The sequence below is a fragment of the Roseovarius azorensis genome, from assembly GCF_900109455.1.
Classification (GTDB): domain Bacteria; phylum Pseudomonadota; class Alphaproteobacteria; order Rhodobacterales; family Rhodobacteraceae; genus Roseovarius; species Roseovarius azorensis.
Genome location: NZ_FOAG01000009.1, coordinates 38490 through 65486, shown reverse-complemented (window position 1 = coordinate 65486; position 26997 = coordinate 38490). Strand labels below are relative to the sequence as shown.

Below are 26997 nucleotides of genomic sequence, written 5' to 3'. Positions count from 1 at the left end.
CGAATGTCTACATCCTGCGGGTCAAAAGGCTGTGTTCGTCACGCGCGACAAAACCGAGTTTCTCATAGAGCCTGCGCGTCTTGAGATTGTCGCGCCGGACCTCCAGATGCAGCGCCTTGAGGCCGGCCCCCGCCAATGCCCTGGGAAGGGCGCTCATCACTTCGGTGCCGATGCCACGCCCACGCACGGCTCTGCGGATATAGAATTCGTCAACGAATCCATCCAGCCCCGCGAATTCCAGCGACCAGCCAAAGCTGATCACGATATAACCGATGGGCGCGCGCGGCGGGCCGATCAGATAGGCGGCGGCATGCGGGCTGCCCTCGAGCACCGGCAACAGCGCCGCGCGCCGGGTCGGTTCGTCCTGAGTGATCCCGGCCTCGGCATGAAACGCGGCCACGAGCGCCGAGAGTCGCTCCAGATCGCCGGGTCGCGCCAGGGTGAGGGCGGTCACAGCCGCGCCAGCCTGTCGGTGAGCAGGTCAAAGAACCCGGTAGCGTCGATATCGTGGACGAAGGTTGCATTGGCGGCCCGCCCGGTCACGCCCCACCAGTCCACCACGGTCATGCCCATGGTCAGTTCCGACTGCACCTCGATTTCGACATTCACCTCGCGGGCGGTGAAAAGATCGGGCCGCAGGAGCCAGCCGATCGTGCAGGGATCATGCAGCGGCGCGCCGTCCCCGCCATGGCGTGCCGGATTGTAGCGTTCGAAAAATCCGGTGAGGTCGGCCACCGCGCGCCCCACCGGCGTGCCGATCGCGCGAAAGGCGGCGTTGCGCGCATGTGTCACCAGCGCCTTGTGCGTCACATCGAGCGGCAGCATCACGATGCGCGCACCAGAGCGGAACACCTCTTGCGCCGCCCGCGGGTCCACATGGATGTTGAACTCCGCCGTGGGGGTGACATTGCCATGGGCAAAATGCGCCCCGCCCATCAGCACGATTTCGCGCGGCCGGGCGATGATGTCGGGGGCCTTGCGAAAGGCGGTGGCAATGTTGGTCAGCGGTCCGATGGGCACCAGCGTCACCGTGCCCGGCGCCCGCGCGCGCAGGGTGTCGACGATGAAATCGACCGCATGCGTGGATTGCAGCGGCATCGTCGGCTCGGGCAGGTGCGGCCCGTCGAGACCAGAGCGCCCGTGGACATGTTCCGCCGTCACCAGATCGCGCCCCATCGGGCGGTCACAGCCGGCGAAGACCGGCATGTCATCCCGGCCCGCCAGTTCACAGATCACACGCGCGTTTCTGGTCGTCAGATCGAGCGGCACGTTGCCCGCCACGCAGGTGATGCCCAGCACCTCGAACATGTCGGGACATGCCAGCGCCATCAGAATCGCCACCGCATCGTCCTGGCCGGGATCGGTGTCGATGATGATCTGCCGCGCTGCCATGTCTGTCTCCTCTTGACAGGGCGGACCATGCGGCGGCCCTGCGGAAATGTCCATCTCCACCGTGCCGGTGCGGGCGTCTCTCTGCCGATCCGAATCATCGGGGACGCTGCGACGCAGCATCGGCGCGTCGCGTCCCGCGCAGCGCCGCAACCTGACGCATGACGCGGTCAAGCCGCGTCTTTGGGCAAAATATTGCAGGGATTTCCGCCCCTTGGCCCGGCTTTCTGTTTGGGTTTTGCGGCAATCTGGCTATAGTCCCCAAAACTGCCACTGACGATCAAACAATAAGGCCGGGGGAGAGACCACCGATGATCCGATCGGAACTGATCCAGAAAATCGCCGACGAGAACCCGCATCTCTACCAGCGCGATGTCGAGCGTATCGTCAACACGATCTTCAATGAAATCTCGGATGCGCTTGCCAGTGGCAACCGGGTCGAGTTGCGCGGTTTCGGCGCGTTTTCGGTCAAGAAGCGCGATGCGCGCATCGGGCGCAATCCGCGCACCGGCGAAAGTGTGCAGGTCGATGAAAAATGCGTGCCGTTCTTCAAGACCGGCAAGCTGTTGCGCGACCGCCTGAACGGAAAGTAACCGATGCGCTATGTCCGCTACGCCTCGATCGCCATTTTCGGCATGGCGCTGGTGCTCATTGCCCTGGCCAATCGCGGGGTCGTGACGCTGCGGGTGCTGCCTGACGAGATGGCGGGATTTGCGGCGCTCAATCCCACATACGATCTGCCGCTGTTCATCGTCATCTTTGGCGGCATCCTCATGGGACTGATCGTAGGCTTTGTCTGGGAATGGATCCGCGAGGCGGGCGAGCGCACGGCCGCCGCGCGGCAGGCGCGCGAACTGGCCAGCCTGCGCGCCGAGGTCAGGCGGCTCAAGGGCGAGCGGCACCAGGGCAAGGACGAGGTGCTGGCACTTCTGGACGAAGCCAGCTAAATCGGGGCATGCCACAGGATATTCGCGTCAAGATCTGCGGCCTGACCGCCGCTGCCGATGTGTCAGCCGCCGTGGAGGCGGGCGCGGCCTATGTGGGCTTTGTGTTTTTCGAAGGCTCTCCGCGTCATGTGACACCGGAGCGCGCACGCGCGCTGGCACTCGGCGTGCCTGCGGGTGTGGCCAAGGTGGCGCTGACGGTCGATGCGGATGACACAGCCCTCGATGTGCTGACCGAGACCGTGCCGCTCGACATGTTGCAGTTGCACGGCCATGAGACGCCCGCGCGGGTGGCAGAGATCAAGGCGCGCTATGGTCTGCCGGTGATGAAGGCGATCGGCATCGCGGAACCCGCCGATCTGACGCCGATCGACGCCTATTCGCAGGTGGCCGATCAGTTGCTGATCGACGCCAAGCCGCCCAAGGGGGCCAGTCGTCCCGGCGGCAACGCGCTGGCCTTTGACTGGGGGCTGATCGCCGGTCGCGACTGGTCCTTGCCCTGGCTGCTGGCGGGGGGGCTGACGCCAGGAAATGTTGCCGAGGCAATTGCCCGCACCGGGGCGCGGCAGCTCGATGTTTCTTCGGGTGTCGAACGCGCCCCGGGCGTCAAGGATGCAGCCCTGATCCGCGCCTTTATCGTGAACGCGCGCGGATTAAGCACCGATTAACCAGGATATGCGCATGCTCGGCGCATGACACGGATCCCCGACCATCTCACCCCCGAAATCTGGCTTGCCCAGTTCCTCGACTCCGCCGAGGCACGGCGCGGTGGCGTGGTCAAACGCCAGATTCGGGACGTGGAACGCCTCGTGGGGCGCGAGATGTTCCTGCGCGCGGTCGAACGGCGTGGTTTTCAGGCTGTCGAGAACGGGCGACACTACGTGGTCTTCTGCAACGGCCAGCCCATTCGTCGCCTGCGCGGTCCGGGGCCAAGGGATTTCGAAATCCCTTGGCCAAGCCGCTTGCAAGCGGCTTGGCACGCGGTTTCGAAACCGCGTTGAAAGGCGTTTGCAAACGCCTTTCCCTTGCCCTTGGCGCGGCATCGCACTAGGACGAGCGGAGACAAACAAGGGGCGCAGCACATGGCCAACGATCTTTTCAACAGTTTCATGACCGGACCTGACGAAAAGGGCCGCTTTGGTGATTTCGGCGGGCGGTTCGTGTCGGAGACGCTGATGCCGCTCATTCTGGAGCTCGAAGAGCAGTATGAGCATGCCAAGACCGATCAGTCGTTTTGGGCCGAGATGCAGGATCTCTGGACCCATTACGTGGGCCGTCCCTCGCCGCTCTATTACGCCGACCGGATGACCAGGCATCTGGGCGGGGCGAGGATCTATCTCAAGCGCGACGAACTGAATCATACCGGCGCGCACAAGATCAACAATGTGCTGGGCCAGATCATCCTGGCGCGTCGCATGGGCAAGAACCGGATCATTGCCGAGACCGGGGCAGGGCAGCATGGCGTGGCCACCGCCACGGTCTGCGCCAAGTTCGGGCTGAAATGCGTGGTCTACATGGGTGCGCATGATGTCGAGCGGCAGGCACCCAATGTGTTCCGCATGCGCCTGCTGGGGGCTGAGGTGGTGCCGGTGACCTCGGGGCGTGGCACGCTCAAGGATGCGATGAACGACGCGCTGCGCGACTGGGTCACGAATGTGCGCGACACCTTCTACTGCATCGGCACTGTCGCCGGACCGCACCCCTATCCGGCCATGGTGCGCGATTTCCAGTCGATCATCGGCAAGGAAACGCGCGAGCAGATGCAGGCCGCCGAGGGTCGTCTGCCGGATACGCTGGTTGCCGCCATTGGCGGCGGTTCGAACGCGATGGGACTGTTCTACCCGTTTCTCGACGATCCTTCGGTCAACATCATCGGGGTCGAGGCAGGCGGCCATGGCGTCGATGACCGGATGGAGCATTGCGCCTCGCTGACCGGGGGGCGGCCCGGTGTGCTGCATGGCAACCGGACCTATCTGTTGCAGGATGACGACGGGCAGATCCTTGAAGGGCATTCGATTTCCGCCGGGCTCGACTATCCCGGCATCGGCCCTGAACACAGCTGGCTGCATGAGACGGGCCGCGCAAAGTATGTTTCGATCACCGACAAGGAGGCGCTGGAGGCGTTTCAGCTCAGTTGCGCGCTGGAAGGCATCATCCCGGCGCTGGAGCCGAGCCATGCGCTGGCCCATGTGATGAAGATTGCCCCGACGCTGCCCGCCGATCACCTGCTGGTCATGAACATGTGCGGTCGTGGCGACAAGGACATCTTTGCCGTCGCCAAGCATCTGGGCGTCGAGATCAATACCGGCGGGTAAAGGGCAGGGCGGGGGTCGTCCCGCCACACTTGTGGCAGGTATCGGACGCCGTTTTCACTGCTGTGCGAAGGGCGCGGTCTGGTTGGATATCCGCCGCGCTCACGCGGGCGCGTGTTGTTTGAGGATCTCGAGCGGCACGATTTCGAGCGCGCGTTCATGCGTGGCCTCGAGCCGCACCTGCGGTGCGCAGCCCTCGTCATGCGCTTGCAGAAAGCGCGCGGCGCAAAGGCACCACTGATCGCCGGGTTTCAGACCGGCAAAGCCGAATTCGGGACGCGGCGTGCTGAGATCGTTGCCGACATATTTCGAATAGGCCAGAAACTCGGCGGTCATCAGCGCGCAAACCGTATGGCTGCCGTGATCCTCGGCGCAGGTGTTGCAATGTGCGTCACGGAAGAACCCGGTCAGCGGATCATTCGAACAGGGCTTCAGCGGATTGCCCATAACATTGACCGATCTGTCCTTTTGCATCATGCCGGGTCTCCCTTGCCTTGATCAGCTTTGTTCCAGGACCGTCTCGAATCCCTCGAATTGTGGTGGTCCCATCAGAGCGTCGCGCGTCGTCTGCTGACCTACGTTGCGATGCGCGTCGCGGAACTGTTCGGATTTCGTCCAGCCCTCGAAGGCGCTGCGACTGTCCCAGATCACGTGGCTGGAATAGAGGCGATACCCTTCGCCCTCGGGTCCACGCAGCAAGCGGAATTCACGAAAACCCGGCACTTCGCCAAGGCGGCTTTTGCGTTCGGCCCACATCCGTTCGAAATCCGCCTCATGGCCGGGTCTTACCCGAAAGCGGTTCATCGCGATGAATGTCATTATATGCCCTTCTGTCTGATCCATCGGGAAAGGCTGGCTCTGGCCCGGCGGACCTGCTTGCCTCGGAACTATAGCGCAGTCCCGGCGGGCGGCAAGCGGTCGGGACGCGATCAGCCAGGGTTGCGGCGATCGCCGTATCGCTTGTGTGGTCGGCGCACTGTCCTCAGCGGAACTTGTCCATCAGGCGTTGCAGAGGGCTGCGGGCGTCTTCTGACGGGGTGGGGTCATTTTGCGGTGCGCGTTCCGGTTCCGGGGTGCGGCTGGTGTCTGGCGTCTTGGACGAACGCGGCGGGCTTACCCGGTTCGCTACGGCATTGAGAAACCTATCCGCCTTGCCCTGCGCGAGCCAGGGCGCACCTTCGGAGATGCCGCGCATGAGATCATCTAGCCATGCCGCATCCGCCTTGGCGAAATCCTGCAGCACGTAATGCGCCACCCGGTCCTTGTGCCCCGGATGGCCAATGCCCAGACGCACACGGCCATAAGCCTCGCCGATATGGCTGTGGATCGAGCGCAGCCCGTTATGCCCGGCATGTCCGCCGCCCTGCTTGACGCGCAGCCTGCCCGGCGCGAGGTCGAGTTCGTCGTGAAACACCGTGACATCGCCGGGCGTCAGCTTGTAGAACCTGAGCGCCTCGCCCACCGACTGTCCCGAAAGGTTCATGAACGTGGCGGGCTTGAGCAGGATCACTTTCTCGCCGTCCAATGCCCCTTCGGCCACATGGCCCTGGAATTTCGCACGCCAGGGGCCGAATCCATGATCCGCCGCGATCCGTTCGACCGCCATGAACCCGATGTTATGCCGGTTGTTTTCATATTTCGCGCCCGGATTGCCCAGACCGACAAAGAGCTGCATTGCCCATGCCCCTGTGATTGTTGAGGATGGTCTAGGGCGTTGTGCCCGCGGAATCAACCTGGGGCGGGGCCGGATGGCGGAATACGAGATTGACGGGCTGATCCTCTCGGTGCCGGATGCGATGCTTGACGAGCGCATCGCCGCCAAGCTCGCGTCGGGCGGCTATGAGGCGCAGGAGGCGCGCGCCGTCCGAATGCGCCTGCGCGCCGGTCAGCGCGTTCTGGAACTGGGGGCGGGCATCGGTTATATCGCCTGCCTCTGCGCGCGCATCACGGGCGCCGGGAACGTGACCACGATCGAGGCCAATCCGGCGATGCTGTCGGTCATCCGTGCCAATCTCGACCGGAACGGAGCTGGCGCGGTCACGCTATTGCACGGTGCGGTCGCGGGGATGGCGGGCGGAGATGCGCCGATCGGTTTCGATACGTCCCGAACCTTTTGGGCGGCGCGGCTGGCGGATCAGGACACCGCGCCCGAGGCGGTCGCGGATGTGCCGCGTCTGGGGCTTGGGGATCTGCTGGAAACCTGTCGCCCGGATGTGGTGATCGTGGATATCGAAGGGGCCGAAGCGCATCTTTTTGACGCGCCATGGCCCGGCTTCGTACGCAGGGTAATCGTGGAACTGCATCCCGGTCGCTATCCCGACACGGTGATCAGGCGCATCGTCGATTGCATGTCGCAGTCCGGGCTGACCTATGACCCCGGACCATCCTGCGGACGCGTCCTGGGATTTCGCCGCGTGCGGGGCAAATGAAAACGCGGTTTCCGGCGACGGAAACCGCGTTCTGATACAGGATCGCGGGCGAGGAGGAAAGGCTTAGGCCTCTTCGCCTTCGGCTTCTTCTTCGGCTTCGTCCTCGCTGCCGCTCGATTTCAGCGCCGAGGGGGCCGAGATGTTGCAGATCACGAAATCGCGGTCCTTGATCACCAGTTCAGCGCCTTCGGGCAGGGCGACCTGTGAAATCGTCACCACATCGCCGATCCTTTGAACCTTTGACAGGTCCACCGTCAGATGGTCGGGGATATCGCCGGCGGTCACGTTCAGCTCGACCTCGTTGCGCACCACGGTCAGGACGCCGCCCTTGCGAAGTGCCGGGCAGTCGTCGTGATTGATGAACTCGACATGGATGAACAGATTCACCTTGGTGGTGCGGCGCAGGCGCATGAAATCGACATGCGTCGGCAAATCCTTGACCACGTCGCGCTGCACATCACGGCAGATCACGCGAACATCATCGTGCCCTTCGACCTGAAGATTGAAGAGCGTCGATTTGAACCGGCCCTTTCTGAGCCGCTTCAACAGCGCGTTGAACGGAATGTTGATCGGCAGCGGCGCTTTTTCGCCTCCGAAAACGATCCCCGGAACCATGCCCTCGCGGCGGGCTGCACGAGCGGCGCCCTTGCCTGTCCCCGTGCGTTCCTGGGCTTGAAGATCAGGAATTTCTCCAGCCATGTTATCTCTCCATAGGTTAGCGCGGGTCTCCTCCAAGGCTGTAGGCCCGCATGAAACCGGGCCTATAGACCACGGGCGCGCGCTTGGAAAGAGGCAAACGCTTCAGAGCGGCAGATATTCCACCTGATCGCCCGCCGCGCGCGCCGGATCGCGGACGGGTCGCACGAGCAGGGCCTCGGCATGGGCGAGAATGCTCAGCAGCGAGCTGTCCTGCCGGTCCTCGGCGAGGATGCCCCGCGGCGTGATCCGAGCGCGCATGTAATGCTCGCGCGGGCCGTTGGCGGGCAGGGGGGCGGCCAGGCGTGCGGTGTGGCGTGGCGCTGGCGTGGCACCCAGACCAAGCATCGCAGAAATCATCGGGACCACGAAAACATGGCCGCAGACCATGGCCGAGACCGGATTGCCCGGCAGGCCGATCATCGCCGCATCGCCCATGCGTCCCGCCATCAGCGGCTTGCCGGGGCGCATGGCCACCGTGTAGAAGGCGCGGTCCATTCCCAGATCGCCGGCCACGCGGCCCACCAGATCGTGATCGCCGACCGAGGCGCCGCCGATGGTCACGATGAGATCGGCCCCCTGCGCGAGGTCAAAAGCGGTTTCCAGAGAGCGGATGGTATCGCGCGCGATGGGCAGGACGCGCGCCCGCGCGCCATGGTCTTCGAGCAGCGCCTTGAGGCCAAAGGTGTTGGAGGCGATGATCTGATCCGGCCCCGGTGTCTCGCCCGGCATGACCAGTTCGTCGCCGGTCGAGATCAGCGCCACCTGCGGTTTGCGGCGCACCGGCACGAAAGGAATGTTCATCGACGCCAGCAGCGCGATATCGGCCGGGCGCAGGCGGCGGGGTGCGGTCATCGTCTGCCCCTTGCGAAAATCGCAGCCAGCGGGGCGGACGTTATCGTTGCTTTCAGGACTCTGGCCCAGGGTGATGCGGTCGCCCTCGCGCGCCACATCTTCCTGGATGATCACGCGGTCGGCACCTTTGGGCAGTGGCGCGCCGGTGAAAATTCGCACTGTCTGACCGGGGTCGACTGCGCCGTCATAGGCATGGCCTGCCGCCGCCTCGCCGATCACGGCGAATATGGCGCCCGGCGCCACCTCGGCACCGCGAACCGCGTAGCCATCCATCGCCGAGGCGGCGAAGGGCGGCTGATCGCGCATGGCGGTCACATCGCGTGCCAGCACACGGCCAGCGGCGTCAATCAGTGGCACCTCTTCGGTATCGAGTGGCTTCACCAGCGCGAAAAGCCGCTCCAGCGCCTCGTCAACGGTGATCATTTCGCCTCGTACCGCCCGGATTTGCCGCCATCCTTGAGGATGACGCGGATGCCGCCGATTTCCATTGCCTTGTCCACCGCCTTGGCCATGTCATAGACGGTCAGCGCCGCCACCGAGGCGGCGGTCAGCGCCTCCATTTCCACTCCGGTCTGGCCGGTGGTCTTGACCGTGGCCTCGATACGCACGCCGGGCAGGTCCGCGTCAAGCGTCAATTCGACCGCCACCCTGGTGACGGGCAGCGGGTGGCAGAGCGGAATGAGATCGGGCGTCTTCTTGGCCGCCATGATCCCCGCGAGTCGCGCCACGGCCAGAACGTCGCCCTTTTTGGCGCGGCCTTCGGCAATGATATCAAAGGTTTCTGGCGCCATCCTGATGTGACCCTCGGCCACGGCCACGCGCGCGGTCACGGCCTTGTCCGAGACATCGACCATATGGGCGTCGCCCTTGCCGTCGAAATGGCTGAGCCCGGCCATCACATGCCGCCTGCGGTCAGCGGATTGGCAAGGATCGCGCGGGTGGCCCCGGTCACGTCATCCGCGCGCATCAGCGTTTCACCGATCAGAAAGGCGCGCGCGCCGTAGCGCGCCATATCGGCCAGATCATCGGGGGTGACAAGGCCGCTTTCGCAGACGATCATGCGATCCGCGGGCACCAGCCTGGACAGCCTGCGGGTGGTGTCGAGCGAGGTCTCGAACGTGTTGAGATCACGGTTGTTGATTCCGATCATGTGGGATTTCAACAGACTGGCGCGGTCGAGTTCGGCACGGTCATGCACCTCGATCAGCGCGTCCATCCCCCATTCGGTCGCCGCGTCCTCCAGTTCCGCGGCCTGCGCGTCGGAGACGCTGGCCATGATGATCAGGATGCAATCGGCCCCCCAGGCGCGGGCCTCGGCCACCTGATAGGGGTCATACATGAAATCCTTGCGCAGCACCGGCAGATCGCAGGCGGCGCGCGCCTGTCTGAGATAATCCGGTGCGCCCTGAAAGCTGGGCGTGTCGGTCAGCACGCTGAGACAGGTAGCCCCCCCCTCGGCATAGGCCTCGGCCAGGGCTGCGGGATCGAAATCGGCGCGGATGAGACCCCGTGAGGGGCTGGCCTTCTTGATCTCGGCGATGAGGCCATAGCCGGTCTTGCCCGCCTGTTGCAGGGCACGCGCGAAAGGGCGCACCTCGGGGGCCTCCCTGGCCAGCGCCTCGATTTCCGCCAGCGGATGCGCGTCCTTCGCCGTGGCGATTTCCTCCAGCTTGTAGGTCTTGATCTTTTCGAGAATGCTTGGGGTTGTCATATGGCCTCCGTTGTCAGGGTTGCCAAGGCGGCGATCCTGGCGCGCGCGGCGCCGCTGTCGATGCTTTCCGCCGCCTGCGCCACGCCGGTGCGCAGATCGTCCGCATGGCCCGCCACGGTCAGGGCGGCGGCGGCATTCAGCAGCACCGCGTCGCGATAGGCGCCGGGCGCGCCGTCGAGCAGCGCGCGCAGGGCGGCGGCGTTATGTTCGGGCGTGCCGCCCAGGATATCCTCGAAGGGATGCACCGGCAGGCCGAAATCCTCGGGGTGCAGTTCGATCTCGCGGATGCTGCCATCCTCTTCCAGCGCGGCAACCCAGCTCACGCCGGTGATGGTCATTTCGTCGGTGCCGTCCGAGCCATGCACCAGCCAGGCGCGCTCTGAACCCAGCTGCCCCAGCGTCTCGGCCATCGGGCGGATCAGATCGCGCGAGAAGGCGCCGGTCAGTTGCCGTTTGACCCCCGCCGGATTGGTCAGCGGTCCGAGGATGTTGAAGATCGTGCGCGTGCCCAGTTCGGTGCGCACCGGGCCGACATGGGCCATCGCCGGATGATGCATCGGCGCCATCATGAAGGCGATGCCCACCTCGGCAAGCGCGCGTTCGACCACGGGCACGCCGACCATGACCTTGATGCCCATTTGCGTGAGCGCGTCCGCGGCACCGGATTTCGAGCTGAGATTGCGGTTGCCATGCTTGGCCACCGGCACCCCGGCGCCTGCCACCACAAAGGCGGTGGCGGTCGAAATGTTGAGCGTGCCCTTGCCGTCGCCGCCGGTGCCGACGATATCCATCGCACCTGCGGGCGCGCGCACCTTGTGGCATTTCGACCGCATGACGGCGGCGGCGGCGGCGTATTCGTCGACCGTCTCGCCCCGTGTGCGCAGCGCCATGAGAAAGCCGCCGGTCTGCGCCGGGGTGGCCTCGCCCTCGAACAGGATCTGGAACGCCGCCTCGGCCTCGTCCCGCGTCAGCGGGCGGTCGGCGGCGGCGCCGATCAGGGATTTGATCCCGTCGCTCATGCCGGAACCTTCATGGTATCGAGAAAATTCTTCAGGAGCGCATGCCCGTGTTGCGAGGCAATCGATTCGGGGTGGAACTGCACGCCGTGGATCGGCAGGTCGCGGTGTTGCAGGCCCATGATGGTGCCGTCCTCCAGCGTGGCGGTGATCTCCAGGCAGTCGGGCAGGCTGTCGCGTTCGACCACCAGCGAGTGATAGCGCGTCGCCTCGAAGGGCGAGGGCAGCCCGGCAAAGACGCCCTGGCCGGTATGCTGGATCTGGCCCATCTTGCCATGGACGATCTCGGAGTGACGGATCACCCGGCCACCAAAGGCCTGACCGACGGTCTGATGCCCGAGACACACGCCAAGCAGCGGAATCCCCGCTTCGGCGGCGGCAAGAGTGAGCGGCAGGCAGATTCCCGCCTGATCGGGATCGCAGGGACCGGGTGACAGCAGGATACCGGCGGGGTGCAGCGCCATCGCCTCCTGCACATTGAGCGCATCGTTGCGCATCACGCGCGTTTGCGCCCCCAGTTCACCCACGTAATGCACCAGATTATAGGTGAAACTGTCGTAGTTATCGATCAAGAGCAGCATTCTTGCCTGTCCTCGTGCAAAGGGGGCTGGAGGCCAAGGCCCCGGTCGCGGTATACTTGCTCAGGCTTGCGCGGCACCGTCAAGGGGCGCAAGGCCGTTATGAGGCAAAACAGGCAGATACGAGGGCAAAGGCAGTGGCACGCGGAGTTCTGGCAGGGCTGATCACGGGAACGCTGGTCTCGGGGCTGGTGCTGGGTGGACTCTCGGTGCTGATCGGCGCACCGGGCAAGACGCGATCCGGTGGGTCGCCAGAGGCCGCAAGCGTCGAAATAACGCCCGGTTCCGAATTCGATCTGCGGCGCGAGGATGCCGAAGCCGCGCTGCCTGCGTTGCAGGAGGGGCCGACGATCGCGGACAGGCCGCAGGTCGCAACCCCCGCGCCGGATGATCTGGCGGCGCTGAGCGGAACCGATACCACGCCCGCGATCCAGCCCGAGACCGGTGCGGCCGAGGAACTGGCGCAGCCCACATCGTCAGGCGAGCCGGGCTCTGGAATCGCAGTTTTGACCGAAAACCCGGTTCTGCCCAGTCCGCAGGCCGCGGCTCCGGTCGTTCCGGCCACCGAGGGGGTGCCGGACGTGTCCGGCGATGTGGCAAGGATCCCCGCCACCGAATCCGAAGAGGCAGGCACCATGCCCGGCGCGGAACCCGAAGAGCAGGCGGTTCCCGTCTTTCCGGTCGAGGAACCCGCCCCCTCGCTGATGCCTGGCGCCTCGGCATCCGACCCCGCCGTGGCTGAGGTCGTAGTGCCCGACGAAGGCAGCATCGGGGAGTCCGAGGCCGACAGCACCGGGACGCCCGCGCAGTCGCTTGCGACGACCGGGGTGATCGACAACCGCGCCGAGGGTGTGACCACCGACCGACTGCCTGCCATCACCGATGCGCCGCAGACGCCGGAAACGCCTGAGCGGGACGCTTCTGCCGATGCGCCGCAGGGGGCGCTCGGACGCAATGCGGAGCCTTTCGAAAATCCGCAGGGCAAGCCGCTGATGGCGATCATTCTGATGGATGACGGCTCTGGCAGCATTGATCCTGATGCGCTGCAGGGCTTTCCCTATCCGGTGAGTTTCGCCGTGGATGTGAACTGGGACGGGGCGGGCGCTGCTGCGGAGCGGTATCGCGCCGCCGGGTTCGAGGTGCTGGCCATGACAGATCTGCCCGAAGGGGCGAGTGCGATGGATGCCGAGGTGGCGATGCAGACCTGGCTGGGCCGGGTGCCGCAGGCGGTGGCGGTGCTGGAAGGAACCGGCACCGGGCTGCAATCGAGCCGCGAGGCGAGCGCGCAACTGGCCCCGATTCTGCTGGAGAGCGGGCACGGTCTTGTGATGCATCCCAACGGTCTGGGCACCGTGCAGAAACTGATTGCGCGCGAGGGCGTGCCCTCGGCCACGCTGTTCCGCGATTTCGACGGGCAGGGACAGAATGCCGCCGCGATCCGCCGCTTTCTGGATCAGGCGGCGATGAAGGCGAACCAGCAGGCCGAGGGCGTGATCATGCTGGGTCGCCTGCGGGACGAGACGATCAGCGCGCTGCTGGTCTGGGGGTTGCAGGACCGCGCCGCGAGCGTCGCCCTGGCCCCGGTCTCGGCTGTTCTGACTGCGCAATAGGGCAGTCAGGCATCGCGCCACGTTCCGGGGGCGAGGCCATCGAGTGACCAATCGCCGATCCGCCAGCGAATGAGCCGCAGGGTAGGATGGCCCACATGGGCCGTCATCCGGCGCACCTGTCGGTTACGACCCTCGGATATGGTGATTTGCAGCCAGCAATCGGGTACCGATTTGCGAAAGCGCACCGGTGGATTGCGAGGCCAGAGCGCAGGCGGGTCGATCCGCGTCACGCGCGCGGGAAGCGTGGGGCCGTCGTTGAGCGTGACACCTTGGTTGAGAGCGGCGAGCGCGGTTGCGTCGGGCAGTCCCTCGACCTGGACCAGATAGGTCTTTTCGGTTCTGAAACGGGGATTGGCGATGCGCGCCTGCATCCGTCCGTCATCGGTCAGCAGAAGCAGCCCCTCGCTGTCGCGATCCAGCCGCCCGGCGGGGTAGACGCGCGGCACGTCGATGAAGTCCGAGAGCGTGGCGCGCGGGTTCCCGGTGCTGCCGCGATCGGTGAATTGCGACAGCACGTCATAGGGTTTGTTGAACAGGATGAGGCGGGCCATGCACCCTCTTGCCCGAGCGCGCGCGCTGCCGCAAGCCTTGCCAGGGGGTTTCGTTGTCGTTGAGGTGGCCAGGGGCGCAATCGTCGGCCGTGTCACGCGGGATCAGCCGTTTCCATCCCCGCCGAACCGTGCCGCATCCGCCGCCGCGCGGCGTATGGCGTTGGATTTGTGGACGGTTTCCATGTATTCTGCCTCGGGGTCGCTGTCATAGACCACGCCGCCGCCGGCCTGAATGTATAGTTTCTCGTCCTTCACGACCGCGGTGCGCAGCGCGATGCAGACATCCATGTCGCCGCCAGAGCTGAAATAGCCGACGCCGCCGCCGTATATGCCGCGCTTTTCCGGCTCCAGTTCGTCGATGATCTGCATTGCCCGCACCTTGGGCGCGCCGGACACGGTGCCGGCGGGCAGGCCCGCCAACAGGGCCGAGAGCGCGTCCTGATCCTCTGCCAGTTCGCCCACCACATTGCTGACGATGTGCATGACATGGCTGTAGCGCTCGATGATGAATTCCTCGGTCGGGCGCACGGTGCCGATCCTGCTGACCCGGCCAGCATCATTGCGCCCCAGATCGAGCAGCATCAGATGCTCGGCCAGTTCCTTCTTGTCGGCCAGCAGATCGGCCTCGAGCGCGCGGTCCTCGGCGGGTGTCGCGCCGCGCGGGCGGGTGCCCGCGATCGGGCGGATCGTCACTTCGCGGCCAAAGACCCGGACCAGGATTTCGGGCGAGGCGCCCACCACCTGAAACCCGCCGAAATTGAAATAGAACATGAAAGGTGAGGGGTTGGTGCGCCGCAGACTGCGGTAGAGCGCGAAGGGTGGCTGGCGAAACGGTTGCGTCCAGCGCTGCGACGGGACGACCTGAAAGATGTCGCCCGCGCGGATATACTCCTTGGCCCTTTCCACGGCGGCCTTGTAGGCCTCCGGTGTAAAGTTCGACACCGGGGGCGCATCCTCATGCGCCTCGCCCAGATTGCGACTGGCCTGCGGCAGCGCGCGTTCGAGATCGCGCACCGCATCCATTACCCGCTCTGCGGCCTGTGCATAGGCGGCGCGTGCCGATTGACCGGAGCTGACCCAGGCCGGGGCAACCACCGTCACTTCGCCCTTGACCCCGTCCAGCACCGCAATCACCGAGGGGCGCAGCATCACTGCATCGGGCAGGTCCAGCGTGTCGGGCGGCACATCGGGCAGATGCTCGACAAGGCGGATCATGTCATAACCAAGATAGCCGAACAGTCCCGCACTCGCGGCCGGCAGATCCTCGGGCAGATCAATCCGGCTCTCGGCGATCAGGGCACGCAGCGTGCCGAGGGGATCGCCCGTCTGATCCTCGAAGGCATCAGGATCGAATCGCGCCTGCCGGTTGATCCGGCTTGATGTTCCATGACATTGCCAGATCAGATCGGGCTTCATCCCGATGATCGAATAGCGACCGCGCACCTCGCCGCCAGTGACCGATTCGAGCATGAAGGCGTCGCGCGCGGCGCCCGTGAGCTTGAGCATCAGCGAAACGGGCGTATCGAGATCGGCGGCAAGCCGCGCATGCACGACCTGATTCTGCCCTGCCTCGTAGGCGCGGGCGAACTCTGCGAACGAGGGGGTCAGATCCACGCGATGCCGTCCTCAGTGAAAATTGGCATGCACGGCATTGAGCGTCGTCTGGTCAAGCGTCACTCCTGCCCGTGCCTGAATATCCTCGGCCAACAGTTGAAACATGTCCTGACCCAGATCAGCGGCCACCTGATTTCGAAGTGCAGCGCGCAGGCGGTCCAGATCCTCGTCATCTTCGGCGGGCGGCTCTACCGATTCCAGCCGCAGGATATGGATGCGTCCCGCGCCCTCGATGATCCGGACCTCTCCGGATGCCATGTCAAACACGGTTTCGATGAATTCTGGGGGCGCGTCCGGCTGATAGTCGCGGCGGGTTATATCGCTGACCTGCGTAGCGGTGAACCCGAGATCGTCAAAATCCGCGCCGCTGCGCAACTCTTCCAGTTGTGGTGCGATCTGGGCCTTGAGGGCCGCAACCGTGGCCTCGGTGCGCCAGCCCGCAAGCACTGCCTCGCGCACGTCCTCGAGCGGCTGGATACGCGGTTCTTCGATGCCATCAAGGCGCAGGGCAAAGATCCCGCCATCCCCCAGCTGCTCGATTCCCGGATATGAGTTCTCTGTCACCTCGTCGGCGGCAGCGCGGAACGCATCATACCCCGCGATACCCTCGGCCAGGCCGGGATGCCAGTCGATCGAGCCCAGTTCCAGATCGGTTTCACGCGCCACATCCTCGAGCGTGGCCCCTCCGGCCAGGAGATCGTCAGCCTCATCAGCAAGAGCCTCTATCACACGCCGCGCGCGGTCGGCGGCCAGCACGTTTCGCAATTCCGGCTCGGCGGCCTCGAAGGATGTGACCTGCGCCGCGAGAACCGCATTGACCCGAAAGAGCGCCGGCCCGAGGCTGGTATCTACCGGGCCCACGACCTCGCCCGGCTCAGCGGCAAAAACCGGATCGGCGGCGGCGCCCAGATCGGCGGCCGAAACATCGCCCATGTCGACATCGCTCAGTTCAAGCCCACGCTCCGCGACCAGCATTTCAAACATGATGCCCTGATCAATCCGCCCCCTGGCGCGCGCCGCCGCCTCTGCATCGGCAAAGACCAGCCGTTCGACCAGTCGCCGCTCGGGCAGGTTGAATTCGGCCTCGCGCGCCGCGTAGGCCGCGCGCAGGGCGGTCTCGTCGACCTCGACCTTGTCGATTATCAGCGCAGGTGTGACCCAGGCATAGGCGATCTTCTTGGCCTCGGGCGTGGTGAACTGTGGCAGGTGGCTCTGGTGATAGGCGCGCAGTTCCGCTTCGGTAGGGACCGGCAGACCTGCGGTCAGATTGTTGCGGTCGAGCGCGACAAAGCTGACACTGCGGCGCTCGGCGAGATAGGTCATCATCGTGTCGATATAGGTGGCGGGGGTCTGCAAGCCCGCGAGCGCCGCTGCATGCACCAACGTGCTGGCGGTCTGTGCGCGTATGCTGTTCTCGAACTCGGTTGCGGTGAGCCCCGCATGCCGGAGCGACGCGCGATAAGTGTCCGGATCGAACCGGCCATCCAGCCCCTGAAATCCAGGGATGTCGACGATCTGGTCGCGGAGCGTCTCGTCGCCCACGGAAATCCCGATCCGCGCGGCCTCATGTTCGAGAGCGGCGCGCGACACCAGTTGCGCCAGAACCTGACGGTCGATGCCGTTCGCGCGCGCCTCGGAAAAGCTGACCGGAGCGCCGCGTTCCGCCGCCAGCGCCCGCAGTTCGTTCTGAAGTGCGTTGGCATAGGTGGACACGTCGATCTCGGCATCACCCACCGACCCTACACTGCTCACCGAGCCAGAGTGATTGGTCGCACCGAACCCGGCAAGCCCGACGATCAGAAGTCCCATCAGGATCCACATTGCCCCTTTGGACATGCTCTTGGCTGCCATCCTCGCGCCCTCCGAAATCGCCGAATTCTGCCTGTCCGTCTATCTACGTGCTGACATCTGCCGGGGCAAGGGGCCAACTGAGACCGGACAGTCGGTCGAACAGATGACCTATCCCCGTCCGGTCGAGATTGGCAAAGGCCACGCGCAGCTCTCGCGCGCCCTGTGGATCCTCCGCTGGGCGGAACATCGTGCCGGGCAGCAGCAGGATCCCGACCTCGCGCACCAGCCGCTGCGCCAGTTGATCCGAGGGCATGGCGAAAGGGTGTGCTAGATAGGCAAAATAGGCCCCGCAGCCCAACAGGCGCCAGCCCTGCGCCGCGATCTTTGGGAGGTTGTCGTGAATGGCTGCTCGCCGGTCGAGTATCTCGGCGCGTTCCCCGGCCAGCCATTGACCAAGGTTGCGCATTCCCCAGAGCGCGGCGATCTGGCCCAGCTGATTGGGGCAGATCGTCACAGTGTCGAGGAATTTCTCGACTTCGGTCAGCCGGGCAGGCGAGGTCACCATTGCGCCAACCCGGTGCCCGGTCAGCCGGTAAGCCGGTAAGCCTTGGAAAAGGAATAGAGCTGGATCAGCGTTCTGTCCCAGTCCGGATCGTGAAAGAGATCGTGCCCCGCGCCGGGGCGCACATCGAAATCGCGATAGGTCTCGTCCAGAATCAGCGCCAGACCACGCTCCCGCGACAGACTGTAGAAGGCCCGCGTCAGATCGGCGGGATATTCCACCCCGCCGGGATTGTTGGGGGTGACCAGTACGATGGCGCGGGTGCGAGGGGTGATCAGCGCCTCTGCCTGCGCCGGATCGGGCAGCAATTCCGCCCCGGCGGGCAGCGGGACGGAACGCAGCCCCTGCATATCCAGCCACATTTTATGGTTGAAATACCATGGGGTTGGAAGGATGACTTCATCCCCTTCGGTGCAGAGTGTGGTGAGGGCTGCACAAAACGCCTGATTGCAGCCGGAGGTGATCGCCACATTGCCCGCCTCGACGATCCCGCCATAGGTCACGGACCATTGTGCGGCAATTTCCCCGCGCAGTTCGGGCAGACCCAGGACCGGGCCATAGAGATGAGCCTGCGGTTCGTGCAGCGCGGCCTCGGCCACCGCGCGGCGCAGCGCCTCGGGCGGGGCCTCGACAGGCGCGGCCTGACTCACGTTGATGAGCGGTCGCTCGGGCGGAAGGATCACCCCGTCGAGCCAGCCCCGCGCTTCCGTGATGGGCGGAGAAAAGGTCTGGGCGGTGCGGGTCACGAGGGGCACGTCACGCGCCCCGATAGGGTTCGACATATTGCAGCGCCATGTCCCACGGAAAGAAAATCCAGGTGTCCTGGCTGACCTCGGTGATGAACGTGTCTACCTGCGCGCGCCCCATCGGCTTGGCATAGACGGTGGCGACATGGGCGCGCGGCATCTGCGCGCGCACCACCGCCAGCGTGCGGCCGGTATCCACCAGATCGTCGACGATCAGCACGCCGGTCCCGTCGCCCACGATCGTCATGTCGGGAGATTTGATCACCTGCGGTTCGGTCTGCGTCTGGTGGTTGTAGGACTTTACGCTGATCGTATCGACCGTGCGGATGTCCAGTTCTCGCGCCACGATCATTGCGGGTGCCATGCCGCCGCGGGTTATCGCGACGACCGCACGCCAGCCGTCTTCGGGGGCCTCGCCCTGCAGACGCCAGGCCAGCGCCCGCGCATCGCGATGCAGCTGATCCCAGCTGACGTGAAAGCCTTTTTCATGAGGCAGACGGTCGGTCATGTCATTCACCTGCTCAACAAGAGTTTCAGACCGAGCGCGCCCAGTAACAATGCCGCCGCCCGGTCGATCCAGGGTTTCGCGCCGAGATAGGCGCGCCGGGCGGATGCGCCGCTCAGCAGAGTGGCAAAACCCGCGTAGAACAGCCATTCGACAATCATGTGATTCCCGACGATCAACGCGATCTCATGGGCGCTCAGCCCCTTGGGAAAGACCACGACCAGAACCGACGCGGCGAACAGCACCGATTTCGGATTGCCGAGGTTGATGAGCGCCCCGTCCAGAAATGCGCGCCCGCGTGGCCTGCGCGTTGCGGCGGCCAGAGGTGCGTGCGCCGCCCGCCACATCCGCCAGGCGATGTATAGAAGATAAGCCGCTCCCGCCAGTTTCAACGTCACATAGGCCCATGGGAACAGCACGAAGAGCGCCTCCAGTCCCAGCAGCGCCGCCAGAGTCCAGCCCGCCGCCACAAGACCCAAGCCCATCCCGGCAGCGACCCCCGCGCCACGCCCGTCCGCCAGCGCCGTGCGCAGCGCGAACAGCAGCGCGGGGCCGGGGCTGAGGATGGCCGCCGCCAGAATCGCGTTGAACGCCAGAAGGTCGAGTGCAGTCATCCGCCCGCCCTCAGGTCGCGTCGATGTCGGGGGCGTCCACGGCCTTCATGCCCACGATGTGATAGCCGGCGTCCACATGCAGCGTCTCGCCGGTGACGCCCGAGCCCAGATCGCTGAGCAGGTAGAGCGCCGAGCGGCCCACATCGTCGATGGTCACGTTGCGGCGCAGAGGCGAATTCAGCTCGTTCCATTTGAGAATATAGCGGAAATCTCCGATGCCGGAGGCGGCCAATGTCTTGATCGGCCCGGCGCTGATTGCATTGACCCGGATGCCGTCGCGGCCCAGATCCTCGGCCATGTATTTCACGCTCGCCTCAAGCGCCGCCTTGGCGACACCCATCACGTTGTAATGCGGCATGACCTGTTCGGCCCCGTAATAGGTCAGCGTCAGCGCGCTGCCGCCCTCGCTCATCATCTTTTCGGCGCGCTGCATCACGGCGGTAAAGGAATAGACCGAGATATCCATGGTCATCCTGAAATTGTCGCGGCTGGTGTCCACATAACGTCCGCGCAATTCGTTCTTGTCGGAAAAGCCGATGGCATGGACCACGAAATCAAGGCTGTCCCAGCGTTTGCCCAGATCGGCAAATAGCTGATCGACCGAGGACATGTCGGCCACGTCGCAAGGCAGCACGATGTTGGACCCAAGCTCTGCCGCCAGCGGATCGACCCGTTTCTTCAGCGCCTCGCCCTGATAGCTGAAGGCAAGTTCGGCGCCTGCGCCCGCACAGGCCCTGGCGATGCCCCATGCGATCGACTTGTCATTGGCAAGCCCCATGATCAGGCCGCGTTTTCCCGCCATCAGAGTGTTCGACATTCCCAGCCCCCGGCCATTTTTCGTTTTTCTGACCTTTAGGCGATTGACAGGATTGCATCAAGGGCTGCTCGTCGTCACATCCCTCTGTCAAAATTTCGGCGAAACGCTAAACTGTGCGCCGGGATCAATGTGACAGACTGGAACGGCGCCGAAATGGAACGTGACGGAATTTTTGCGGGCAACAATCCGTTCGAGATAGCGCGTGAATGGCTGGCCGAGGCAGAAAGGACCGAGATCAACGATCCGAATGCCGCCGCGCTCGCGACGGTCGATGCCGAAGGTCTGCCCAACGTGCGCATGGTTCTGCTCAAGGAGATAGGCGAGGACAGTTTTGTCTTTTACACGAACTACACTTCTGCCAAGGGTCGGGAACTGACCGTCAATCCGAGGGCCGCAATGCTGCTGCACTGGAAATCGCTGCGTCGCCAGCTCCGCATTCGCGGTGCGGTGACACGCGAAGAGGGACCGGCGGCGGATGCCTATTATGCCTCGCGCTCGCTCGGTAGCCGCCTGGGTGCCTGGGCGTCGCGCCAGTCGCAGCCGCTGTCCTCGCGGGCGGCGCTGATGGCAGAGGTGGCGAAGGTGACGGCGCAAAAAGGCCCGAATCCGTCGCGCCCATCCTTTTGGGGAGGTTTCAGAATCGCCCCTGTTGAGATTGAGTTCTGGGCTGATGGTGCGTTTCGCCTGCACGACCGATTTGTCTGGCGCAGGCAAGCGGGAAATGAAACATGGAATGTCGAACGCCTCAACCCCTGAATTTCACGTTACGTGAAATGCAAGGCATTATGAATAATGGCTATTTTGCTCTTGCAAGCGGGTAGTGATTTGACGCAAGTGTTAACATGGTCTTGGGGGTGGGGACTGTTAGGTGGGCGATTGTGACGACAAACGAAGAAGATACTCGCAGAGTAAAAGGGCGCGTTAAGTGGTTTGACCCGGTCAAGGGTTTCGGTTTTGTGATCGCCGATGAGGGCGGGCCTGACATACTTCTGCATGCGAATGTATTGCGTAATTTCGGCCAGAGCTCGGTCGCGGATCGCGCAGGTGTCGAACTTGATGTGCAGGTTACCGAACGTGGCCGGCAGGCCGTGGTGATACATTCGGTCGAGCCACCCGATGACATCGAAAGCTCCGGGCTTGCGGATCTGGATGATATCGACCCCGAGGTGATCCGGGCCGCTCCGTTGTTGCCTGCGCGCGTCAAATGGTTCGACAAGGGCAAGGGTTTTGGCTTTGCCAACACGTTTGGCAGCGAAGAGGACGTGTTCGTGCATATCGAGGTGCTGCGGCGGTCGGGCCTTGCCGATCTGCAACCCGGAGAGGCCTTGGCGATCCGCGTGATCGAAGGTAAGAGAGGCCGGATGGCAACCGAGGTCTGCGGATGGGAAATGGCGGTAAAAGGCTCCGGCTAGCGCTGATCTGGCTCTGGGCAATCTGCGCGGCCTCTGTCGCGCATGCGCAATGCGTTGCGGATCATGTGATGCTGCGCGGGGATTGGGGGCAGGCGCGGTTTTCGGTCGAAGTGGCGGATAGCGCCGAATCGCGGGCGCGCGGACTGATGCACCGCGAAAGCCTGCCGACCACGGCGGGCATGCTGTTTGTCTATCCCGCCCCCAGACAGGTGGGTTTCTGGATGAAGAACACGCTGATTCCGCTCGACATGCTGTTTGTTGACGCGACCGGCACCGTCACCAGCGTGCATCACATGGCGATTCCGCATGACGAGACCCCGATTTTCGGCGGATCTGACACGATTGCCGTGCTCGAGATCAACGGCGGGCTGGCGCGGCGCATGGGAATCACCGCAGGCACGCAATTGCAGCACCCGGCCTTTGCCAAGGACGGGGCGGCATGGCCCTGTTAGGGCTTTTCAATCCGACAAATCACCAGTATTGAGGCGCACGGTCCGGGGCGTAGCGCAGTCTGGTAGCGCACCTGTTTTGGGTACAGGGGGTCGTGAGTTCGAATCTCGCCGCCCCGACCACGGTTCTCACTTGCACGGCACGACAGGAGCAGGCCGCCTGCGGCGCCCGTCAGGGCGGTCCCGGTCGGTGAGCCGGGCCGGGAGGAGAATCGGTGTGACCGGCAAGGCAGAGTTCAAGCGATCTGACAGGTTCATCCGCTAAGCACGCCTGAAACAACACGTTATTTTCGACGCCGCGCTGCTGCATTCTTCCCGCTCTCCCTGTGGATGAATCACACGCCCGTGAAGGCGGGGTGCGGTTACGGATGCAGTCAAACCATTTTTCTTCTGAAATGCGTAAATTTTCGATTGACCCGCGATGCCAATATACGTCAGTTTGTGTAGGCGGGCAGCAAGGCCACAAGATATAGTGGTTAGCCCGGGCAGGGACATGCAACCCAACTAACATATGCCGGATAGCCAAAAGGCACCGACCGCGCTGCGCGTATTGCGTCAGCGACAGGATCGCACTGTGTCTCGCGGATCAACCGGCGTCAGACTCACCGGGCCGAGGGCCTATCGGAATTATTCGGGGACAGAACAGATGAAGATCGAACGCAAATTCACCACCGCCGGACAGGACGCCTATGCCGCGCTGGAATTCGTCACCACCAGTTCCGAGATCCGCAATCCCGATGGCACGACGGTGTTTCGTCTCGATGAGGTCGAAGTGCCCGCAGGCTGGAGCCAGGTCGCCAGCGATGTGATCGCCCAGAAATATTTCCGCAAGGCGGGCGTTCCGCTCAAGCTCAAGAAGGTTCGGGAAAAGGGCATGCCGGAATTTCTGTGGCGTTCCGTTCCGGCGGATGACAACACCGGAACCGGTGGCGAGACCTCGGCCAAGCAGGTTTTCGACCGGCTGGCCGGGGCCTGGACCTATTGGGGCTGGAAGGGCGGGTATTTCTCGACCGAAGAGGATGCACAGGCCTATTTCGACGAAATGCGGTTCATGCTGGCGCGCCAGATGGCGGCCCCCAACAGCCCGCAATGGTTCAATACCGGGCTGCACTGGGCCTATGGCATCGACGGCCCCAGCCAGGGCCATTATTATGTCGATTTCCAAACCGGCAAACTGACCAAATCCGCCTCTGCCTATGAGCATCCGCAACCGCATGCCTGCTTCATCCAGTCGGTAAAGGATGATCTGGTGGGTGATGGCGGCATCATGGATCTGTGGGTGCGCGAGGCGCGTCTGTTCAAATACGGTTCTGGCACCGGCACCAATTTCTCCAGCCTGCGCGCCGCTGGCGAGCGGCTGTCGGGCGGGGGCAAGTCTTCTGGTCTGATGGGCTTTCTCAAGATCGGTGATCGCGCGGCGGGTGCAATCAAGTCGGGCGGCACCACGCGGCGCGCCGCCAAGATGGTGATCTGTGATGCCGACCACCCCGATATCCAGGAATTCATCAACTGGAAGGTCAAGGAAGAGCAGAAGGTTGCCAGCATCGTCGCGGGCTCCAAGATGCACGAGCAGAAGCTGAACGAGATCTTTGCCGCGATCCGGGCATGGGATGGCAGCAGCGAGGACGCGGTTGACCCCAAGAAGAATGAGCAGCTCAAATCCGCCATTCGCGGCGCCAAGCAGGTGCAGATCCCGGAAACCTACGTCAAGCGCGTGCTGGACTACGCCAAACAGGGCTATGACAGCATCGAATTCCCGACCTATGACACCGACTGGGACTCGGAGGCCTATGCAAGTGTCTCGGGCCAGAATTCCAACAATTCGATCCGTGTCACCGACGCCTTTCTCAAGGCCGTCGAGAATGACGAGGACTGGGCACTGATCAACCGCGTTGACGGCTCGGTCGCCAAGACGATCAAGGCGCGTGATCTGTGGGAGGATGTGGGTCACGCCGCATGGGCCTGTGCCGATCCCGGTATCCAGTATCACGACACCGTCAACGCCTGGCACACCTGCCCCGAGGATGGCGAGATCAGGGGCTCCAACCCCTGTTCGGAATACATGTTCCTCGACGACACGGCCTGCAACCTCGCCTCGATGAACCTGCTCAAGTTCTACACCGACGGGCAATTCGACGCGGAAGCCTATATGCACGCCACCCGGCTGTGGACCGTGACGCTGGAAATCTCGGTCCTGATGGCGCAATTCCCATCAAGGGAAATCGCGCTGCGCAGTTACGAATTCCGCACACTCGGTCTGGGTTATGCCAATATCGGTGGCCTCCTGATGAACATGGGGCTGGGCTATGACAGCGATGAGGGCCGGGCGCTTTGCGGTGCGCTCACGGCGATCATGACGGGCGTGGCCTATGCCACCAGCGCCGAGATGGCGGGCGAATTGGGGGCCTTTGCGGGCTACGAGCGCAACGCAAGGCACATGCTGCGGGTGATCCGCAATCATCGCAACGCCGCCTATGGCGCGACCGAAGGTTACGAGGGGCTGGCGACCCGGCCCGTTCCGCTCGATCACAGGAATTGCCCCGATGCGCGGCTTGTCGATCTGGCGATGGCGAGCTGGGACGAGGCGCTCAAGCTGGGCGAGAAGCATGGCTATCGCAATGCGCAGACATCGGTCATCGCGCCCACCGGCACCATCGGTCTGGTGATGGATTGCGACACGACCGGGATCGAGCCGGATTTTGCGCTGGTCAAGTTCAAGAAACTGGCGGGTGGCGGCTATTTCAAGATCATCAACCACTCGGTTCCGGCGGCGCTGGAAAAGCTGGGCTACGGTTCCGCCCAGATCGAGGAAATCGTGTCCTACGCCGTGGGTCATGGCAGCATCGGCAATGCGCCGGGGATCAATCCGACCTCGCTCATCGGGCATGGCTTTGGCGTCAACGAACTGGCCAGAATCGACGCGGCCCTGGGTTCCGCCTTCGATATCCGGTTCGTGTTCAACCAGTGGACGCTGGGTACGGAATTCTGCACGCAGGTGCTGGGCATTCCGGCGGAAAAGCTCAACGATCCTGCTTTCGACCTGCTTGCGCATCTGGGGTATTCCCGGCGCGATATCGAGGCCGCCAATGACCACGTTTGCGGCACCATGACGCTGGAGGGCGCGCCGCATCTCGACCCGGCGCATTACCACATCTTCGATTGCGCCAATCCCTGCGGCAAGACGGGCAAGCGCTATCTCAGCGTGGCAAGCCATATTCACATGATGGCGGCGGCGCAGTCGTTCATCTCGGGTGCGATCTCCAAGACGATCAACATGCCCAACGACGCCACCATCGAGGATTGCCAGAAGGCGTATGAGCTGTCGTGGTCGCTGGGCATCAAGGCCAACGCGCTCTATCGTGATGGATCCAAGCTCAGCCAGCCGCTGGCGGCAAGCCTGGTCGAGGATGACGATGAGGCCGCCGAGATCCTCGAATCCGGCACGCCGCAGCAAAAGGCGCAGGTGCTGGCCGAAAAGATCGTGGAAAAGGTGATCATCAAGGAAATCCAGAAATCGCACCGCGAAAAGCTGCCCGAGCGGCGCAAGGGCTATACGCAAAAGGCGATCGTGGGCGGTCACAAGGTCTATCTGCGCACCGGCGAGTACGAGGATGGCCAGTTGGGCGAAATCTTCATCGACATGCACAAGGAAGGTGCCGGGTTCCGCGCGATGATGAACAACTTTGCCATCGCCGTTTCCGTGGGCCTGCAATACGGCGTGCCGCTGGAGGAATTCGTCGACGCCTTCACCTTTACCAAGTTCGAGCCGGCGGGGATGGTGCAGGGCAATGACAGCATCAAGTCGGCCACCTCGATCCTGGATTACATCTTCCGCGAACTGGCGGTGAGCTATCTCGACCGCACCGATCTGGCGCATGTCAAACCCCTCGGGGCCAGCTTTGACGATATCGGTCGAGGCGAAGAGGAAGGTGTAAGCAATATCAAGGAGATGTCGGGCGAAGCTGCGACAAAATCCCTGGAGGTGCTCAAGCAGATCAGCTCGACCGGCTATCTGCGCAAGCGTCTGCCGCAGGAACTGGTGGTGTTTCAGGGCGGACAGACCATGGCGCGCGCCAGCGGCGACGGGCTCGACCCGGTGAGCATGCTGGCCACGCTGGTGCCGGAAACCGCAGGCGCCACGGTGACGGCGGCGATGTCGAGCACCACCGCCATGGCCACCGCCAGCATCGACGCCCGCACCAAGGCGCGCCTGCAGGGTTACGAGGGCGAGGCCTGCGGCGAATGCGGCAACTACACGCTGGTGCGCAACGGCACCTGCATGAAGTGCAACACCTGCGGGGCGACGAGCGGGTGTAGTTGAGGGTTAAACAGTTCCTGGGCGGGTGCGCTCGCCCTGAACGCGGATCGGGATGCAGGCAAAAACAATCGGGCAGTC

General features: G+C 63.9%; 28 protein-coding genes, 1 tRNA gene and 1 pseudogene. 12 read left to right on the top strand and 18 right to left on the bottom strand.

Features of this window, described 5'->3' with window-relative positions; genetic code table 11:
- Positions 1-7: 7 nt before the first annotated feature.
- Together BSG08_RS13800 and BSG08_RS13795 are read right to left on the bottom strand one after the other, a co-directional pair.
- Positions 8-454, bottom strand: coding sequence for a GNAT family N-acetyltransferase (locus BSG08_RS13800; protein ID WP_093038069.1), 447 nt, complete (start codon positions 452-454; stop codon positions 8-10).
- Positions 451-1392 carry a nucleoside hydrolase gene (locus tag BSG08_RS13795; protein WP_093038260.1) on the bottom strand — a complete coding sequence of 314 codons (942 nt, stop codon included), beginning with the start codon at positions 1390-1392 and terminating at the stop codon, positions 451-453. The genes BSG08_RS13800 and BSG08_RS13795 overlap by 4 nt, the downstream gene beginning before the upstream one ends.
- Before the next feature lie 308 nt (positions 1393-1700).
- On the opposite strand from BSG08_RS13795, the gene ihfB reads away from it, so the two are divergent.
- From ihfB to trpB, 5 genes are all read left to right on the top strand, one after another.
- Entirely contained in the window at positions 1701-1982 is a 282-nt protein-coding gene (gene ihfB, locus BSG08_RS13790) for an integration host factor subunit beta (RefSeq protein WP_093038066.1), read from the top strand.
- A gap of 3 nt (positions 1983-1985) precedes the next feature.
- Positions 1986-2336 carry a LapA family protein gene (locus tag BSG08_RS13785; protein WP_093038064.1) on the top strand — a complete coding sequence of 117 codons (351 nt, stop codon included), beginning with the start codon at positions 1986-1988 and terminating at the stop codon, positions 2334-2336.
- 8 nt (positions 2337-2344) lie between these two features.
- Positions 2345-3001 carry a phosphoribosylanthranilate isomerase gene (locus BSG08_RS13780; RefSeq protein ID WP_093038061.1) on the top strand — a complete coding sequence of 219 codons (657 nt, stop codon included), beginning with the start codon at positions 2345-2347 and terminating at the stop codon, positions 2999-3001.
- Between the two features lie 24 nt (positions 3002-3025).
- On the top strand, positions 3026-3334 hold the full coding sequence (locus BSG08_RS13775) for an N-(5'-phosphoribosyl)anthranilate isomerase (RefSeq protein WP_245770708.1): 309 nt from the start codon (positions 3026-3028) through the stop codon (positions 3332-3334).
- Positions 3335-3415: 81 nt separating this feature from the next.
- A complete protein-coding gene (gene trpB / locus BSG08_RS13770; protein WP_093038058.1) occupies positions 3416-4648 on the top strand; it encodes a tryptophan synthase subunit beta in 1233 nt (410 codons plus the stop codon).
- Positions 4649-4747: 99 nt separating this feature from the next.
- Here trpB and BSG08_RS13765 read toward each other — a convergent pair whose 3' ends face one another.
- The 3 genes from BSG08_RS13765 to pth form a co-directional block, all read right to left on the bottom strand.
- A complete protein-coding gene (locus tag BSG08_RS13765) occupies positions 4748-5119 on the bottom strand; it encodes a DUF2237 family protein (protein ID WP_425439294.1) in 372 nt (123 codons plus the stop codon).
- A 24-nt stretch (positions 5120-5143) separates the two neighbouring features.
- Positions 5144-5464 (bottom strand): heme-degrading protein HmuQ, encoded by a 321-nt coding sequence (hmuQ, locus tag BSG08_RS13760; protein WP_093038258.1) that lies wholly within the window; start codon positions 5462-5464, stop codon positions 5144-5146.
- A gap of 163 nt (positions 5465-5627) precedes the next feature.
- Positions 5628-6320 carry an aminoacyl-tRNA hydrolase gene (gene pth, locus BSG08_RS13755; protein ID WP_093038050.1) on the bottom strand — a complete coding sequence of 231 codons (693 nt, stop codon included), beginning with the start codon at positions 6318-6320 and terminating at the stop codon, positions 5628-5630.
- Between the two features lie 73 nt (positions 6321-6393).
- On the opposite strand from pth, the gene BSG08_RS13750 reads away from it, so the two are divergent.
- On the top strand, positions 6394-7074 hold the full coding sequence (locus BSG08_RS13750; protein WP_093038047.1) for an FkbM family methyltransferase: 681 nt from the start codon (positions 6394-6396) through the stop codon (positions 7072-7074).
- A 63-nt stretch (positions 7075-7137) separates the two neighbouring features.
- Here the strand turns inward: BSG08_RS13750 and BSG08_RS13745 are convergent, their stop codons facing one another.
- The 6 genes from BSG08_RS13745 to BSG08_RS13720 all read right to left on the bottom strand — a co-directional run bounded on the left by BSG08_RS13745 (position 7138) and on the right by BSG08_RS13720 (position 11933).
- Positions 7138-7773: a 50S ribosomal protein L25/general stress protein Ctc gene (locus BSG08_RS13745; RefSeq protein ID WP_093038044.1), complete on the bottom strand. Its 636-nt coding sequence runs from the start codon at positions 7771-7773 to the stop codon at positions 7138-7140.
- Between the two features lie 102 nt (positions 7774-7875).
- Positions 7876-9048 carry a molybdopterin molybdotransferase MoeA gene (locus BSG08_RS13740; RefSeq protein ID WP_093038041.1) on the bottom strand — a complete coding sequence of 391 codons (1173 nt, stop codon included), beginning with the start codon at positions 9046-9048 and terminating at the stop codon, positions 7876-7878.
- Complete coding sequence (gene moaC, locus BSG08_RS13735) at positions 9045-9521, bottom strand: cyclic pyranopterin monophosphate synthase MoaC (RefSeq protein ID WP_093038039.1); 477 nt, start codon at positions 9519-9521, stop codon at positions 9045-9047. Before moaC ends, BSG08_RS13740 begins: the two co-directional genes overlap by 4 nt.
- Positions 9521-10336, bottom strand: a complete 816-nt coding sequence (gene trpC / locus BSG08_RS13730; RefSeq protein WP_093038036.1) for an indole-3-glycerol phosphate synthase TrpC — start codon at positions 10334-10336, stop codon at positions 9521-9523. The genes moaC and trpC overlap by 1 nt, the downstream gene beginning before the upstream one ends.
- On the bottom strand, positions 10333-11355 hold the full coding sequence (trpD, locus tag BSG08_RS13725) for an anthranilate phosphoribosyltransferase (RefSeq protein ID WP_093038033.1): 1023 nt from the start codon (positions 11353-11355) through the stop codon (positions 10333-10335). The genes trpC and trpD overlap by 4 nt, the downstream gene beginning before the upstream one ends.
- Positions 11352-11933, bottom strand: a complete 582-nt coding sequence (locus BSG08_RS13720; protein WP_093038030.1) for an anthranilate synthase component II — start codon at positions 11931-11933, stop codon at positions 11352-11354. The genes trpD and BSG08_RS13720 overlap by 4 nt, the downstream gene beginning before the upstream one ends.
- Before the next feature lie 134 nt (positions 11934-12067).
- On the opposite strand from BSG08_RS13720, the gene BSG08_RS13715 reads away from it, so the two are divergent.
- Positions 12068-13540, top strand: a complete 1473-nt coding sequence (locus BSG08_RS13715) for a divergent polysaccharide deacetylase family protein (protein WP_245770707.1) — start codon at positions 12068-12070, stop codon at positions 13538-13540.
- Positions 13541-13545: 5 nt separating this feature from the next.
- Here the strand turns inward: BSG08_RS13715 and BSG08_RS13710 are convergent, their stop codons facing one another.
- From BSG08_RS13710 to fabI, 7 genes and pseudogenes are all read right to left on the bottom strand, one after another.
- Positions 13546-14091, bottom strand: a complete 546-nt coding sequence (locus BSG08_RS13710) for an rRNA large subunit pseudouridine synthase E (protein ID WP_093038027.1) — start codon at positions 14089-14091, stop codon at positions 13546-13548.
- 102 nt (positions 14092-14193) lie between these two features.
- Entirely contained in the window at positions 14194-15705 is a 1512-nt protein-coding gene (gene trpE, locus BSG08_RS13705) for an anthranilate synthase component I (protein ID WP_093038022.1), read from the bottom strand.
- Positions 15706-15717: 12 nt separating this feature from the next.
- Positions 15718-17556 (bottom strand): peptidylprolyl isomerase, encoded by a 1839-nt coding sequence (locus BSG08_RS13700; RefSeq protein ID WP_093038019.1) that lies wholly within the window; start codon positions 17554-17556, stop codon positions 15718-15720.
- 43 nt (positions 17557-17599) lie between these two features.
- Positions 17600-18840: pseudogene (locus BSG08_RS13695) on the bottom strand (aminotransferase).
- Complete coding sequence (gpt, locus tag BSG08_RS13690; protein ID WP_093038016.1) at positions 18815-19312, bottom strand: xanthine phosphoribosyltransferase; 498 nt, start codon at positions 19310-19312, stop codon at positions 18815-18817. The pseudogene BSG08_RS13695 and the gene gpt overlap by 26 nt, the downstream one beginning before the upstream one ends.
- Positions 19313-19317: 5 nt before the next feature.
- Entirely contained in the window at positions 19318-19923 is a 606-nt protein-coding gene (locus tag BSG08_RS13685; protein ID WP_093038013.1) for a LysE family translocator, read from the bottom strand.
- 10 nt (positions 19924-19933) lie between these two features.
- Positions 19934-20740: an enoyl-ACP reductase FabI gene (fabI, locus tag BSG08_RS13680; RefSeq protein WP_093038008.1), complete on the bottom strand. Its 807-nt coding sequence runs from the start codon at positions 20738-20740 to the stop codon at positions 19934-19936.
- Between the two features lie 153 nt (positions 20741-20893).
- On the opposite strand from fabI, the gene pdxH reads away from it, so the two are divergent.
- The 5 genes from pdxH to BSG08_RS13655 all read left to right on the top strand — a co-directional run bounded on the left by pdxH (position 20894) and on the right by BSG08_RS13655 (position 26922).
- Positions 20894-21496 (top strand): pyridoxamine 5'-phosphate oxidase, encoded by a 603-nt coding sequence (gene pdxH / locus BSG08_RS13675; RefSeq protein WP_093038005.1) that lies wholly within the window; start codon positions 20894-20896, stop codon positions 21494-21496.
- 86 nt (positions 21497-21582) lie between these two features.
- Positions 21583-22152 (top strand): cold-shock protein, encoded by a 570-nt coding sequence (locus tag BSG08_RS13670; protein WP_093038002.1) that lies wholly within the window; start codon positions 21583-21585, stop codon positions 22150-22152.
- Entirely contained in the window at positions 22122-22604 is a 483-nt protein-coding gene (locus tag BSG08_RS13665; protein ID WP_093037999.1) for a DUF192 domain-containing protein, read from the top strand. The genes BSG08_RS13670 and BSG08_RS13665 overlap by 31 nt, the downstream gene beginning before the upstream one ends.
- A 43-nt stretch (positions 22605-22647) precedes the next feature.
- Positions 22648-22724 (top strand) — tRNA-Pro (locus BSG08_RS13660).
- A gap of 523 nt (positions 22725-23247) precedes the next feature.
- Complete coding sequence (locus BSG08_RS13655) at positions 23248-26922, top strand: vitamin B12-dependent ribonucleotide reductase (RefSeq protein WP_093037996.1); 3675 nt, start codon at positions 23248-23250, stop codon at positions 26920-26922.
- Positions 26923-26997: the final 75 nt, after the last annotated feature.